The organism is Curvibacter gracilis ATCC BAA-807 (assembly GCF_000518645.1).
Classification (GTDB): Bacteria; Pseudomonadota; Gammaproteobacteria; order Burkholderiales; family Burkholderiaceae_C; genus Curvibacter; species Curvibacter gracilis.
Map to the genome: position 1 here is coordinate 184,260 of NZ_JADZ01000015.1, position 13,399 is coordinate 197,658.

Consider the following 13,399-nt stretch of genomic DNA (forward strand, 5'->3'; position numbering starts at 1 on the left):
AAGTGAGTCCGGGTGATGCCCCGGGACGCTCACTCGCCTTCCCCGAATTTGTCGGCCATCAACGCCAGCAAGGCGTCCATGGCTTCTTGCTCGCGCGGCCCCTCGGTCTCGAGGCTGACCGTGCTGCCCAGGCCGGCGGCCAGCATCATGACGCCCATGATGCTCTTGGCATTGACGCGGCGCTCGCCCTTGGAAATCCAGACTTCGCAGGGGAAACTGCCCGCGAGCTTGGTGAGCTTGGCCGAGGCCCGGGCATGCAGGCCGAGCTTATTGCTGATGGTCGTGGTGGATTTGATCATTTCTTCTCCTCGCCTGGTTCTGGGGCGCAGTGATGGCCACTTGCAGGACGCCCTGCGTGCCTCCCACCACGGCCCGGGACACCAGGGCATCCAGGGATTCATGCCGATACGTCACCGTGCGCAGCAGCATGGGTAAATTGACACCGGCCACAAGCCGGGAATGCACGCCATCCACCAGCCGCTGGGCCACATTGCAAGGTGTGGCACCGAACACGTCGGTCAGCACCAGGGTGTCTCGGGCGGACAGCTCAGTCATCGCGATGCGTGCCGTGGCCAAGGTCTCTTCCGGGGAGATGTTGGGTTGCACGTCAACGGCAACGATGTCACGTTCGCAGTCTGGAAACACATGCAGCGCACATTGACGCAAGGCGTGGGCCAGGGGTGCGTGGGCGATGATCAGGATACTGTTGCTCATGGGGAAATTGGTTGCCGTGCATTATGGCTTTTCAGGGCCAGGAAGTAGGCGTAACTCAGGACACTCAGGGCCAGGAATACCCCCATGGCGGCGCGAAATGCGTCCACCGCCGACAACCCCAGCGAAGAGAACAAGTCCACCCCCAGCCCAATGCCCCATTGCAGGACAAACACGCCCGCAAAGACCACCAGGTTGTAGGCGGACAAGGCCCGCCCCGCCAAGGCCGGCGCGAACGCCATGGCCACGGCGGGCTGGGCCAGCGAGATCACTGTCGAGGTGACGCAGAACAAGGCCCAGGCGGCAGCCCCGGCATGCTCGCCGAGCCACAGAATGCCCGACAAGGTCAACAGGCTGACCGGCAGTCCGAAGGCGATGATCCGGTCCACCGACAGCCCCCGGGAAAACAGCCAGGGGGTCAACATGCCCCACGACCAGAAGGTGCAGAGCATGCAGAGGTTGATGGCAAACAAGCCCGTGGCCGCCTCGGCGGCACTGTAGCCCGCCACCCGCACCATCCATGGGCCCGCCCACAGCGTCTGCACCGCCACCATGCCGCCGTAACTGAAAAAGCCGATCGGCGACATGCGGCGAAAGTAGGGGTGCGCCCAGACCTCTGCGTAGCCCTTCGGGACGGCGGAGCGTTCAGCCCCCTGCACAACGGGACTGGTGGCATGGGCAGGGCGCCAATTCGGCACCAGCCACGCGATCAAGGCCATGCCCAGTGCGGTCAGCACCGCGAGGCCCCAGAACAAGGGGCGCCAACCGATCTGCGGCAGCAACCATTGAACGGGCAAGGTGGAAGCCACCATGCCGAACGACCCCGTCATCAGCATCCAGGAGTTGGCCCGCAGCTGGGCTTGGGGCGCCATCCAGCGCCGAAAGCCCGTCAACGGCGCCATCAGACAGGCGCTGACGCCCACGCCACACAGCACACGTGCGGCCATCAGCCCCGTGAAACTGGTGGCCATGGAGAAGGCCACGCAACCCAATACGGCGATGGAGAGAAAGCACAAGATGACTTTGCGAGGGCCATGGCGATCGAGCCAGGTCCCCAGAGGAAGCTGAGTCACTGAGAAACCCAGAAAGTAGCCGCCAGCCAACAGCCCCAGATCCCGGGCCTGCAAGCCCAACTCCTGCGTGAGCACAGGCGACAGGGTGGCCGTGACCGCCCGAATCAATGCCGAGAAAAAATAGGCGAATGCGAAGGCCAGAAAAATGGCGATCACGCGACCGCGGTGGAGTGCAGTGTTCAAGACCGGCTCACTCGAAATGCAGCCCGGCCAGAAGCGTCTCCGCCCCTTCAGCTTCAGACACTGGAGCGTAGACCGCGGCCTGATACAGGAAAGCCCCACCCGACGAGGCCCGAGCAAACCAGGCCAGATCGACCTCCAGCGCAGCCCCATCGGGGGATTGCCCTCGCACATGCAGACGCGTCGACTGCGGCACTTCCAAGGCTCCTGGGGGCACAAACACCCGGCCGGCCGCACCAGCCTCGGATCGCAGATGTGCCAGTGTGATCTGACGCCACTGAGCCAGGCCCTCGCCCACCGACATGTTCTTGGGCAATGCCACAGAGGCGATGGTCCACATGGCCCCCCGGGCCTCACAGCCCACGAGACTCATGTCTACGGCTTGCTCGGCCCAAGGCACTTGGCGACTGGCACGCTCTGCCTTGCAAGGCAGCGTCGCCTGCAAGGACAGTTCGTCGATGCGCACACTGCGCCAATTGAGGGCCGGGCTGCAGGCCTGCAACACCACCAGCATGCCCAAGGGCCAAATCGACATCAGTGAACTCATGTCATCATTATCAGCCGCACCACCAGCTTGGTGCACCGCTCAGCAAAGCAGTGTCTGCAATGCACTCTTTTGACGCTCAGGAGATCGACTCATGGCCCACTTCTTACTTGTTCACGGCGCATGGCATGGCGCCTGGTGCTGGCAGCGCGTGACGGAAGCCCTCATTCGCAACGGACACCGGGCGCATGCTGTCACCTTGACGGGGCTCGGGGAGCGAGCGCATCTGATGTCGCCCGCCATCACCTTGGAGACCCACATCAGCGATGTGGTGAATGCGCTGGAAGCCGAAGAGCTGCAAGACGTGGTGTTGGTGGTGCACTCCTACGCGGGCATGCTCGGAACGGCCGTGGCAGATCGCCTGCCGCACCGGCTTCAACATCTGGTGTATGTCGATGCCGTGGTCCCCAAAGTGGGTGAAAGCTGGAGTTCCACCCATGCCAGCGCCACGCGGCAGGCCCGGCTGGTGGCCGCGCAGGGAAACCCGGACTACAGTTTTCCGGCACCTGACCCGGCCGTTTTCGGTTTGGCGGATACCGACCATGCGTGGGTCAAGCGGCGCCAGACACCGCATCCTGGGCACACTTACGAGGCCCCCTTGCAATTTGATCCGAAGCGGGTGGCGCAGATTCCAAGAACCTTCATCAACTGCACCCGACCCACATTGGCCACGATCGACGTGATTCGCACGCGTGTGCAAGACCCGCGCTTCTGGGATGGCGCCTGGCTACCGGGTTCACGCCGTGTCGATATGGCCACGGGCCATGACCCCATGATCAGCGCGCCGGTGGAGTTGACGACTGTGCTGCAAGATTGCATCCGTCCAGAGGCTTGACGGACACGGTGGCAAATGGCACAAACTCAACGATCAGAATCGGTGGTACTGTCACCCGGTGGCTGAATGTGCCGAGGGAGTTTTGAGTTCCCCAGACTTACCATCAGCAGCGCCAGTTTCCTGATCAACGCCATCTAGCCAGGGCCGATCCAACCGCCCATTTTCAATGGAACCCGTCAAAAGCAGTGCCCCCTCAGCCAACTCCGGCGCGACGCCACCTCCGCGGCCAGAATACTTGCTGGCGGGATCCATTGGCGCTGAGTTGTCTGGTCCGCTGCTGGAAATGGAGCACATCGTCCAGCAACTGCTGACCACCGGAAAACTGTCCCGTCCTCAAGTCAATGCACTGATGAGTTCGCTGGGCACCGCTCGGCGGATTGCAGCCCAGAGCCAATTGCTGGACCACCTGGCCCACAACCCCATCCGGCAATCCCATGAGCACGTGGCGCTCGATGCGCGCCTGCGGCAGGCCCTTGCGGACAATGCAGGCATGCTGCAAGGCCGTGCGGTGGACTTGGTGCATCGCTTGCAGGCGGTGGAAGTGGTGCTGGACCCCAGTCTTCTGGAAACGGTGCTGCACGCAGCGCTGTCGTGGATGGCGCGGCCTGGCTACCGGCTCAGCATCACGCTTGAAATGCAGAGCATGCCCGAGCATGCCCTGTTGAGCTTCAAAGCACGACCCACGGTATCCGATTCGAACCCCGAACATCCCCATGCGTCTGCGCCCTATCGCCTGAGTTGGTGGCTGCTGGTGGAAGCCGCCTCTTTGGCTCAGATCCCCATTCAGCACACCGAATCGGCACAGAACCTCAGTCTGACGCTGGAGTTCCGGCGAACGGTAAAGCAGTTGGAGAAGGCCAACCCCCTGGACCTGAGCAGTGGAGCGGACTCCTGGGCCAGCAGCCACTCCAAGCTGCCGACCGGCCAGCACATTCTTTTGGTGACGGCTGATGCAGGCCTGGTGGAGATCATGACACCGCTGTGCCGATCCAGCCATGTGGTTCTCGAGAGTGTCAACTCACCCGAGCAGGCTCGTGCCCGCTGCGAAATCGAGCGCCCTCACATGCTGATATTCGACCAGCGCTTGAATGGTGTCGGCCTTGAAAGCGTCAGGCGGGAGTTGCTCGCGGCTGACCCGCAGATACCCGTGCTGGAAGTGACCGACGATCAGCACTCTCTCACCATGACCAGTTGGGTGGATGACGCCATCGAGCGCATCAACCGTGACAATCTGACCAATAAACTGCCTTCCGTTCTGGCCAGACTGCTCAGCAAGAGCGCTTGATGCGCTTGGCCTCACAGCTCAGGGTCGGAGAGCCCCCAGCGCTTTTTCAATCACAGCACTGCCTGCTGCCAAGGGGTTGCTGCGAAATTCACGTTCCTTCTCACCGATCACCAAGTACAGGCCATCCAGCGCTCTTGCCGTGACATAGGTGTCGAGCTGAGCATCTTCCTGTTTCAATAATCCGACGCTGGCGGCCTTGCTCGCCACCTGCTTGTATTTCTCTGCAACACCCACCCGCGCGGTCGCCTTGCTCACGTCTGGCAGAAAGCGTTGGCTGAGTGGCTCTCGAGTCTTGCCCTCAAAGAACTGCGTCACCGAATTGTCGCCACCACCCAGAATGCTCTTGGCATCGGTGATGGTGAGCGACTGAATGGTGTCATGCAGCAATCCCTTGGCCAAGGGAATGGCCTGTTCAGCCGCACGGTTCATGGCCGTGACCAATTCGTCGAGTTGATGGCCCTGACCAAACCGGCGCAGCATGCCAGCAACTTCATCCAGTGGCTTCGGCAAGCCGATGCGAACTTTCGGATTGTTCATGAATCCATCCTCTTGCCCAAGCAAACTGATGGCCGCGCTCGCACCCTTTTCCAAGGTGGCTTTCAGACCTGCCGTGGCATCCGCGTTGCTCAAGCCCGAAAGATTGATCGCTTGTGCCCAAACAGGCATGCCCGCTAGCGCCAAGGCAAGCATGGCGGAAGCGTTGGAATTAAACTGTCGACGATGCATGGAGTCCATCCTTAATATGAAAAAGGCCATTCTTTTGACGACCGGCGCCCTCGCCTTGGTGGTGGCCGCTGGTGCTGCCTGGTGGAGTGCCAAGCCGGTTCCTGCGCCCGAATCTACTTTTGTGCTGCTGGATGGTAGTAGCAAGAGTTCGGCATCCCTCAAGGGGCAGGTCACTCTCGTGAACTTTTGGGCAACGAGCTGCACAACCTGCGTGGCCGAGATGCCCAAGGTGATCGCAACCTACCAGAAATACCACGCAAAAGGCTTCAATACGATGGCCGTGGCCATGAGTTACGACCCACCAGCCTACGTGGTGAACTTTGCGCAAACACGGCAACTGCCATTTCAGGTCGCGATCGACAACACCGGGTCAGTGGCGAAGGCCTGGGGCGATGTTCAACTGACGCCAACGACCTATCTCGTCAACAAGCAGGGGCAAATCGTCAAACGCTACATCGGTGAACCCGATTTCAATGAGCTGCAGCAGTTGATTGAAAAGCTGTTGATCGAGACCTGACACCTGCAGTTCCACAGGTCATGGCGCGCATGGAGCGCCCGTGAGAAGGTCGAAGGGAGAAGGCTAAGCCGCCCCTCAAGCCATAATGCGAGCAACAAAGCTTGTTGATGCGCCTGCCGTGAATCGCCCCGATATCCAGATCATCGTTCCCGAAACACCAACTCAGGTTGAATGGGCCCGCGACATCTTTCGCGAGTATGCAGCGAGCTTGGCCGTTGATCTTTGCTTTCAGAATTTCGAGCAAGAACTTCTAAACCTCCCAGGTGAGTACGCTGCGCCCCGTGGGGTTCTGATGCTCGCGCTGGTGGAAGGGTCGATTGCCGGTTGTTGCGCTCTTCGGCCCCTGGATGCCGCTGACTACCCCAATGCGGCAGAGATGAAGCGACTCTATGTGCGCAAAGCTTTTCGCAGATTTGGCTTGGGGCGCATGCTGGCTGAATCCATCATGGATTGCGCTCGCCAGCTGGGCTATGCCAGCGTTCTGCTGGACACTCTGGACGACATGGAGTCTGCACGAGCGCTTTACGCAGAACTCGGCTTCGCCGAAATTCCGCCCTACTACCACAACCCGATTGCTGGATCACATTACCTGAAGGCTGATCTTTGAGGCCAAGGCATACAAAAAAGGCGTCCATCCCAGGATAGACGCCTCTTTCATTGCAAACGCATCAGCGCTGCATGGTGCTCAATTCAGCCTTTTGCCTGAGCCAGCAAGGTCTGAGCATCGCTGACCTCGAATTTACCGGGCGCTTCGATGTTCAGAGTTTGGACTTTTCCGTCCTTGACCAGCATCGAATAGCGATTGCTGCGAAGCCCCATACCGCGGCCCGTCAAGTCCAAGGTCAAACCGGTGGCCTTGGCGAAATCTGCACTACCGTCTGCCAGCATGCGAACCTTGCCGGCCACCTTCTGATCGCGTGCCCATGCCCCCATGACGAAGGCATCGTTGACGCTGAGGCACCAGATTTCATCAACTCCTGCTGCCTTGAAGGCATCCGCCGATTCCACGTAACCAGGTACATGTTTGGCCGAGCACGTCGGTGTGAACGCACCAGGAAGTGCGAACAGCGCAATGGTCTTGCCTGCCACCGCCTTGGCCACATCGACCGGGTTCGGACCGATGCTGCAGCCTTCGCCTTCGACCTCCGAGTACTCCATCAAGGTGGTGGACGGCAGGGTATCGCCAACTTTGATCATGCTTGCTCCTTAAGCTCTGGGGGGAGGCCATGAAAACACGGCCCAAAAAGAAAAACGACCCACATTGTGGGTCGTTTCTCAAACTCTCACCGTAGAAGTCAAAGAAGACTTAAACGATGCCAGCCTTTTCAACCAGACGGGTCGCAACCCAGTTCTTGGTCTTGGAGATGGGGCGGCTTTCAGTGATCTCGATCACGTCACCCAGTTGATAGGCGCCCGCTTCATCATGAGCATGGTACTTGCTCGACTTGCCCACGATCTTGCCGTAGAGCTCGTGCTTCACACGACGCTCGACCAGCACGGTCACGGTCTTGGCACGCTTTGCGCTGACAACCTTGCCAATCAAGGTGCGCTTGAGGGATTTTTTAGCTTCCGTCATGTTGGCTCCTTACTTGGCGGCTTGCTTTTCAGCAAGAATGGTCTTGGCGCGAGCGATGTCACGACGGGTCGTGCGCAGAGTCGCAGTATTGTTCAGTTGTTGCGTGGCTTTTTGCATACGCAGACCGAAGTGGGCCTTTTGCAAGGACTTCACTTCAGCTTCGAGGCCGGCAACGTCTTTTTGGCGCAGTTCAGCAGCTTTCGTCATTTCGATTTCTCCTGAATTACTGGCCGAGCATGCGAGCCACGAACGTGGTGCGCAGGGGCAGCTTGGCAGCGGCCAGACGGAACGCTTCGCGAGCGAGCTCTTCAGGCACGCCAACGATTTCGTACAGCACCTTGCCGGGCTGGATTTCAGCCACGTAGTACTCCGGGTTACCCTTACCGTTACCCATACGCACTTCAGCAGGCTTTTGGGAGATTGGTTTGTCGGGGAACACGCGGATCCAGATACGGCCGCCACGCTTCACGTGACGGGAGATTGCACGACGTGCAGCCTCGATCTGGCGGGCCGTCAGGCGGCCACGGTCCGTGGATTTCAGGCCGAAGTCACCGAAAGCCACCGAGTTACCTCGGGTGGCAATACCGGTGTTGCGACCCTTTTGCTCCTTGCGATATTTGCGGCGAGCAGGTTGCAGCATATTTATTCTCCTTTACCGTCCGCTGCTGTAGCGGGCGCGGTGACCTTGCGGACGCGCTTAACGGCAGATTTAGCATCAGCACCACCGGCTTCAGCGGGCTTGTCGCTGCCGTCAGCCGGAGCAGTGTTGCCACCGACCGGACGACGGGGACCACGACGGTCAGCACCAGGACGGTCGCCTGGGCGGCCATCACGACGCGGGCCACGTGGGCGACGCTCTTCTTCAGCACGAGGCTCAGTCACGGCGGGCAGATCATTGCGGCCCAGCGTGTCACCCTTGTACACCCACACCTTGACGCCGATGACGCCGTAGGTGGTCTTGGCTTCAGAGAAGCCATAGTCGATGTCAGCACGCAGGGTGTGAAGAGGCACGCGACCTTCGCGGTACCACTCGCAACGAGCGATTTCGATACCGTTCAGACGGCCCGACGACATGATCTTGATGCCCAGGGCACCCAGACGCATGGCGTTCTGCATGGCACGCTTCATGGCACGGCGGAACATGATGCGCTTTTCGAGCTGTTGGGTGATCGAGTCGGCGATCAGCTTGGCATCGATTTCAGGCTTGCGCACTTCTTCGATGTTCACTGCAACCGGCACGCCCAGACGGGTAGCGAGTTCCTTCTTGAGGTTCTCGATGTCTTCGCCCTTCTTGCCGATCACGACGCCCGGACGAGCCGAGAAGATCGTGATGCGTGCGTTCTTGGCAGGACGCTCGATCAGAATGCGCGAAACGGCTGCGTTCTTCAGCTTGGCCTTCAGGTATTCGCGAACCTTGATGTCTTCAGCCAGCATGCCGGCGAAGTCACGGTTGCTCGCGTACCAGCGGCTGGCCCAATTACGGCTGACCGCCAGGCGGAATCCAGTAGGATGGATTTTCTGTCCCATATTTCTGACCAGCCTTTCAGTTGCCAACCGTCACGTACACGTGGCACGTGGGCTTGCTGATGCGGTTGCCACGACCCTTGGCGCGAGCAGTGAAACGCTTCAGCGTGGCACCTTGCTCAACGTAGATCGTCTTGACGCGGAGTTCGTCAATGTCGGCGCCGTCATTGTGTTCGGCGTTGGCGATGGCAGATTCAAGAACCTTCTTGACAATGCCAGCGGCCTTCTTTTGCGTGAACGTCAGGATGTTCAGAGCCTGATCCACCTTCTTGCCGCGGATCAGGTCGGCCACCAGACGGCCCTTATCGACCGACAGACGAACGCCCCGGAGGACTGCACGTGTTTCCATGGTCATTCCTTATTTCTTCTGGACTTTTTTGTCCGCGGGGTGACCCTTGAAGGTGCGCGTCAGGGCGAATTCACCCAGCTTGTGGCCCACCATCTGGTCGGTAACGTACACCGGCACGTGTTGCTTGCCGTTGTGCACAGCAATGGTCAGACCGATGAACTCGGGCAGAACCATGGAACGACGCGACCAGGTCTTGATTGGCTTCTTGTCCTTGGTAGCAACGGCTTTTTCAACCTTTGCAACCAGGTGATGGTCAACAAACGGACCCTTTTTAAGAGAGCGAGTCATTTGTTACCCCTTACTTTTTACGGCGCGACACGATCATGACCTGAGTGCGCTTGTTGTTACGGGTACGGTAACCCTTGGTCAGATTGCCCCAAGGATCGACAGCATGACGGCCTTCGCCGGTACGACCTTCACCACCACCGTGCGGGTGGTCGATCGGGTTCATGGCCACACCGCGAACGGTCGGGCGAATACCCATCCAACGCTTCACACCGGCCTTGCCCAGTTGGCGCAGGCTGTGTTCTTCGTTGGCGACTTCACCGATGGTGGCACGGCATTCGATGTGAATCTTGCGAACTTCACCCGAGCGCAGGCGAACCTGAGCGTAAACGCCTTCACGGGCCAGCAGCGTGGCAGAAGAGCCAGCCGAGCGAGCGATCTGCGCGCCCTTGCCGGGTTGCAGTTCGATGGCGTGAATGGTCGAACCCACGGGGATGTTGCGGATCGGCAGAGCATTGCCAGCACGGATCGGAGCTTCCGAACCGCTCAGCAAGGTTGCACCGGCCTCAACGCCACGGGGAGCGATGATGTAACGACGCTCGCCGTCGGCATAGCACACCAGAGCGATGTGGGCCGTACGGTTCGGATCGTATTCAACGCGCTCAACCTTGGCAGGAATGCCATCCTTGTTGCGCAGGAAGTCGACAACGCGGTAATGGTGCTTATGACCGCCGCCCTTGTGACGGGTGGTGATGTGACCATTGTTGTTGCGACCAGCCTTCTGGAACTGAGGTTCCAGCAAAGCAGCGTGCGGAGCACCCTTGTACAGGTGATCACGCGTCACCTTCACCACGGCACGTTGGCCAGGCGAGGTGGGTTTCATCTTGATGACAGCCATGATTACGCAGCCTCCCCAGAGAGGTTGAGCTCTTGACCGGGCTTCAGGGTCACATAGGCCTTGCGAACATTGTCGCGACGGCCGATCGACTTGCCAAAACGCTTGGTCTTGCCTTTGGTGTTCACCACAGACACGCCCTTGACCTCAACCTTGAACATCAATTCCACAGCGGCCTTGATTTCGGGCTTGGTAGCGTCCTGCAGCACTTTGAACGTCACAGCATTGGACTTCTCTGCAACCAAGGTGGCCTTTTCAGACACGATGGGAGCGACGAGAACTTGCATCAGACGGCCTTCGTCAAACTTCACGGTGCTCATGCGAACATCTCCTTGAGTTTGTCGATTGCGCCCTTGGTGACGAGCACTTTCTTGTAATGAACCAGCGACAGCGGATCAGCGTAACGAGCTTCAACGACGAGCACGTTCGGCAGATTGCGCGAAGCGAGGTACAGGTTTTCGTCAACTTCGTCGGCAATCACCATCACCGACTCAAGGTTCATCGCCTTGAACTTGGCAGCGAGCAGCTTGGTCTTGGGAGCGTCCACCTTGAGGGTGTCCACCACAGCCAGACGGCCTTCACGCACCAGTTGCGAGAAGATCGAAGCCATACCAGCACGGTACATCTTCTTGTTGATCTTCTGGCTGAAGTTTTCGTTCGGCAGGTTCGGGAAAATCCGACCACCCCCACGCCACAGAGGCGAGGAAGTCATACCAGCACGAGCGCGGCCAGTACCCTTTTGCTTGAAAGGCTTCTTGGTCGAGTGCTTGACCTGCTCACGGTCCTTCTGGGCACGGGTGCCTTGACGGGCGTTGGCTTGGTAAGCCACAACGATCTGGTGAACCAGATCTTCGTTGTAGTCACGGCCGAACACGGTCTCAGGGGCTTCGTACTTCGAAGCAGCCTGGCCTTGATCATTCAGGAGTTCGAGCTGCATCAGTTCGCCCCTTTGGAAGCTTTGGCCTTGATCGCCGGACGCACCGTCACGAAGCCACCCTTGGAGCCCGGAACAGCGCCCTTGATCAAGAGCAGTTGGCGTGCTTCGTCAATGCGAATCACGTCGAGATTTTGAGTGGTAACCAGATCGACGCCGAGGTGACCCGACATGCGCTTGCCCGGAAACACGCGACCCGGATCCTGCGCCATCGAGATGGAGCCCGGAACGTTGTGCGAACGGCTGTTACCGTGAGAAGCGCGTTGCGAACCGAAGTGGTGACGCTTGATGGTACCGGCGAAGCCCTTACCAATGGTCGTGCCTTGCACGTCCACCTTCTGGCCCACAGCGAACACAGCGGTCACAGGCACGGTTGCACCAGCTTGATACTGGGATGCAGTATCAGCGGTCACGCGGAATTCCTGGATGATTTCACCGGCTTCAACACCTGCCTTGGCAAGGTGACCGGCAACGGGCTTGGTCACGCGCGATGCTTTGCGCGAGCCGAACGTCACCTGCAGGGCGACGTAGCCGTCTTTCTCTTGGGATTTGACCTGGGTCACGCGGTTGTTGGACACATCCACCACCGTGACAGGGATTGCATCCCCATCATCGGTGAACAGACGCATCATGCCCACCTTGCGGCCCAGCAACCCGAGGGAGTTGCTCAGACTCATGTAGTTCTCCAAAACTTCCACCGCCACGACTTCAATTGGCCGCGACGCTTGTGTGTGAAAGAGAGTTGATAAATTCTCGACAACAAATGTAGTCGAGCCCAAAAGTATAACGCGAACTTGTCTTTAGGACAAGTCCGCATTATTTGATCAGCCAATTACCCTCATTGCTGTGGGCAGATGCCGGCAAGGCCGGATTTATTGCAGCTTGATTTCGACGTCGACGCCAGCCGGCAGGTCGAGCTTCATCAGAGCGTCAACCGTCTTGTCCGTCGGGTCCACGATGTCCATCAGACGTTGGTGGGTACGGATTTCGAACTGGTCACGGCTGGTCTTGTTGACGTGCGGCGAACGCAGGATGTCGAAACGCTTCATGCGGGTCGGCAGGGGCACGGGGCCCTTGACGATCGCGCCGGTACGCTTGGCGGTGTCAACGATTTCAGCGGCCGATTGGTCGATCAACTTGTAGTCGAAAGCCTTCAGACGGATGCGGATCTTTTGCTTGGTAGACATGGTAATTCTCCTTATGTTCTTATCAAGAATTACTCGATGATGGTGGCAACCACACCGGCGCCCACGGTCTTGCCACCTTCACGGATGGCGAAACGCAGACCTTCTTCCATGGCGATGGGGTTGATCAGCTTCACAGTGATCGACACGTTGTCGCCAGGCATGACCATTTCCTTGTCCTTCGGCAGCTCGATGGCGCCGGTCACGTCGGTCGTGCGGAAGTAGAACTGAGGACGGTAGTTGTTGAAGAACGGGGTGTGACGGCCGCCTTCATCCTTCGACAGAACGTAGATTTCTGCGGTGAAGTGGGTGTGCGGCTTGACGCTGCCCGGCTTGCACAGCACTTGGCCACGCTCGACGTCTTCACGCTTGGTACCGCGCAGCAAGATGCCGACGTTGTCGCCAGCTTGACCTTGATCCAGCAGCTTGCGGAACATTTCCACGCCAGTGCAGGTGGTCTTCACGGTGGGCTTGATACCCACGATTTCGATTTCTTCGCCGACCTTGATGATGCCGCGCTCAACACGACCGGTCACCACAGTGCCACGACCCGAGATCGAGAACACGTCTTCCACAGGCATCAGGAAGGCACCGTCCACAGCGCGCTCAGGCGTCGGGATGTAAGTGTCCAGAGCTTCGGCCAGCTTCATGATGGCTTGCTCGCCCAGCTCGCCCTTGTCGCCGTCCAGCGCCAGACGTGCCGAACCCTTGATGATCGGGGTGTCGTCGCCAGGGAATTCGTACTTGGACAGCAGCTCGCGCACTTCCATTTCAACCAGTTCCAGCAGCTCGGCGTCGTCCACCAGGTCAGCCTTGTTCAGGAAGACGATGATGTAAGGCA

Annotated in this window: 22 protein-coding genes; 4 read left to right on the plus strand and 18 right to left on the minus strand. The window is 59.2% G+C overall.

What is annotated here, in order from left to right; translation table 11 throughout:
• Positions 1–29 precede the first annotated feature (29 nt).
• Genes L880_RS0113850 through L880_RS0113865 form a run of 4 tightly spaced genes read right to left on the minus strand, consistent with a single transcriptional unit; the run spans position 30 to position 2,499 of the window.
• The gene (locus L880_RS0113850; RefSeq protein WP_019575656.1) at positions 30–299 is read right to left on the minus strand and encodes an HPr family phosphocarrier protein; all 270 of its coding nucleotides are present in this window, start codon (positions 297–299) and stop codon (positions 30–32) included.
• Positions 268–714 carry a PTS sugar transporter subunit IIA gene (locus L880_RS0113855; protein ID WP_019575655.1) on the minus strand — a complete coding sequence of 149 codons (447 nt, stop codon included), beginning with the start codon at positions 712–714 and terminating at the stop codon, positions 268–270. The genes L880_RS0113850 and L880_RS0113855 overlap by 32 nt, the downstream gene beginning before the upstream one ends.
• Positions 711–1,967: an MFS transporter gene (locus tag L880_RS0113860; protein WP_245615141.1), complete on the minus strand. Its 1,257-nt coding sequence runs from the start codon at positions 1,965–1,967 to the stop codon at positions 711–713. Before L880_RS0113860 ends, L880_RS0113855 begins: the two co-directional genes overlap by 4 nt.
• A gap of 7 nt (positions 1,968–1,974) precedes the next feature.
• Complete coding sequence (locus L880_RS0113865) at positions 1,975–2,499, minus strand: hypothetical protein (RefSeq protein ID WP_043329449.1); 525 nt, start codon at positions 2,497–2,499, stop codon at positions 1,975–1,977.
• Between the two features lie 103 nt (positions 2,500–2,602).
• On the opposite strand from L880_RS0113865, the gene L880_RS0113870 reads away from it, so the two are divergent.
• Together L880_RS0113870 and L880_RS0113875 are read left to right on the plus strand one after the other, a co-directional pair.
• Positions 2,603–3,343 (plus strand): alpha/beta fold hydrolase, encoded by a 741-nt coding sequence (locus L880_RS0113870; RefSeq protein WP_027476194.1) that lies wholly within the window; start codon positions 2,603–2,605, stop codon positions 3,341–3,343.
• A 166-nt stretch (positions 3,344–3,509) separates the two neighbouring features.
• Positions 3,510–4,628, plus strand: a complete 1,119-nt coding sequence (locus tag L880_RS0113875) for a DNA-binding transcriptional response regulator (protein WP_157462867.1) — start codon at positions 3,510–3,512, stop codon at positions 4,626–4,628.
• Between the two features lie 18 nt (positions 4,629–4,646).
• On the opposite strand, the gene L880_RS0113880 is transcribed toward L880_RS0113875, so the two are convergent.
• Positions 4,647–5,354, minus strand: a complete 708-nt coding sequence (locus tag L880_RS0113880; RefSeq protein ID WP_027476196.1) for a DUF4197 domain-containing protein — start codon at positions 5,352–5,354, stop codon at positions 4,647–4,649.
• Positions 5,355–5,370: 16 nt separating this feature from the next.
• Here L880_RS0113880 and L880_RS0113885 point away from each other — a divergent pair, with 16 nt between their 5' ends.
• On the plus strand, positions 5,371–5,871 hold the full coding sequence (locus L880_RS0113885; RefSeq protein ID WP_027476197.1) for a TlpA family protein disulfide reductase: 501 nt from the start codon (positions 5,371–5,373) through the stop codon (positions 5,869–5,871).
• A 118-nt stretch (positions 5,872–5,989) separates the two neighbouring features.
• On the plus strand, positions 5,990–6,478 hold the full coding sequence (locus L880_RS0113890) for a GNAT family N-acetyltransferase (protein WP_027476198.1): 489 nt from the start codon (positions 5,990–5,992) through the stop codon (positions 6,476–6,478).
• Between the two features lie 83 nt (positions 6,479–6,561).
• On the opposite strand, the gene L880_RS0113895 is transcribed toward L880_RS0113890, so the two are convergent.
• From L880_RS0113895 to L880_RS0113955, 13 genes are all read right to left on the minus strand, one after another.
• Positions 6,562–7,068 (minus strand): peroxiredoxin, encoded by a 507-nt coding sequence (locus tag L880_RS0113895; protein ID WP_027476199.1) that lies wholly within the window; start codon positions 7,066–7,068, stop codon positions 6,562–6,564.
• A 109-nt stretch (positions 7,069–7,177) separates the two neighbouring features.
• Positions 7,178–7,447: a 30S ribosomal protein S17 gene (gene rpsQ, locus L880_RS0113900; RefSeq protein WP_027476200.1), complete on the minus strand. Its 270-nt coding sequence runs from the start codon at positions 7,445–7,447 to the stop codon at positions 7,178–7,180.
• A gap of 9 nt (positions 7,448–7,456) precedes the next feature.
• A complete protein-coding gene (gene rpmC, locus L880_RS34975; RefSeq protein ID WP_019575645.1) occupies positions 7,457–7,654 on the minus strand; it encodes a 50S ribosomal protein L29 in 198 nt (65 codons plus the stop codon).
• 16 nt (positions 7,655–7,670) lie between these two features.
• Entirely contained in the window at positions 7,671–8,087 is a 417-nt protein-coding gene (gene rplP / locus L880_RS0113910; RefSeq protein ID WP_019575644.1) for a 50S ribosomal protein L16, read from the minus strand.
• A gap of 2 nt (positions 8,088–8,089) precedes the next feature.
• Complete coding sequence (gene rpsC / locus L880_RS0113915) at positions 8,090–8,974, minus strand: 30S ribosomal protein S3 (RefSeq protein WP_019575643.1); 885 nt, start codon at positions 8,972–8,974, stop codon at positions 8,090–8,092.
• A 16-nt stretch (positions 8,975–8,990) separates the two neighbouring features.
• The gene (gene rplV, locus L880_RS0113920) at positions 8,991–9,320 is read right to left on the minus strand and encodes a 50S ribosomal protein L22 (protein ID WP_019575642.1); all 330 of its coding nucleotides are present in this window, start codon (positions 9,318–9,320) and stop codon (positions 8,991–8,993) included.
• A 9-nt stretch (positions 9,321–9,329) separates the two neighbouring features.
• Positions 9,330–9,608 carry a 30S ribosomal protein S19 gene (rpsS, locus tag L880_RS0113925; RefSeq protein ID WP_027476201.1) on the minus strand — a complete coding sequence of 93 codons (279 nt, stop codon included), beginning with the start codon at positions 9,606–9,608 and terminating at the stop codon, positions 9,330–9,332.
• A gap of 10 nt (positions 9,609–9,618) precedes the next feature.
• Positions 9,619–10,443 carry a 50S ribosomal protein L2 gene (gene rplB / locus L880_RS0113930; RefSeq protein WP_019575640.1) on the minus strand — a complete coding sequence of 275 codons (825 nt, stop codon included), beginning with the start codon at positions 10,441–10,443 and terminating at the stop codon, positions 9,619–9,621.
• A 2-nt stretch (positions 10,444–10,445) separates the two neighbouring features.
• The gene (gene rplW, locus L880_RS0113935; RefSeq protein WP_019575639.1) at positions 10,446–10,760 is read right to left on the minus strand and encodes a 50S ribosomal protein L23; all 315 of its coding nucleotides are present in this window, start codon (positions 10,758–10,760) and stop codon (positions 10,446–10,448) included.
• Positions 10,757–11,377: a 50S ribosomal protein L4 gene (rplD, locus tag L880_RS0113940; protein ID WP_019575638.1), complete on the minus strand. Its 621-nt coding sequence runs from the start codon at positions 11,375–11,377 to the stop codon at positions 10,757–10,759. The genes rplW and rplD overlap by 4 nt, the downstream gene beginning before the upstream one ends.
• The gene (rplC, locus tag L880_RS0113945) at positions 11,377–12,051 is read right to left on the minus strand and encodes a 50S ribosomal protein L3 (protein ID WP_027476202.1); all 675 of its coding nucleotides are present in this window, start codon (positions 12,049–12,051) and stop codon (positions 11,377–11,379) included. Before rplC ends, rplD begins: the two co-directional genes overlap by 1 nt.
• Positions 12,052–12,246: 195 nt before the next feature.
• Entirely contained in the window at positions 12,247–12,561 is a 315-nt protein-coding gene (gene rpsJ, locus L880_RS0113950; RefSeq protein WP_019575636.1) for a 30S ribosomal protein S10, read from the minus strand.
• A 29-nt stretch (positions 12,562–12,590) separates the two neighbouring features.
• On the minus strand, positions 12,591–13,399 hold an 809-nt coding region (locus L880_RS0113955), incomplete at its 5' end, for an elongation factor Tu (RefSeq protein ID WP_027476203.1).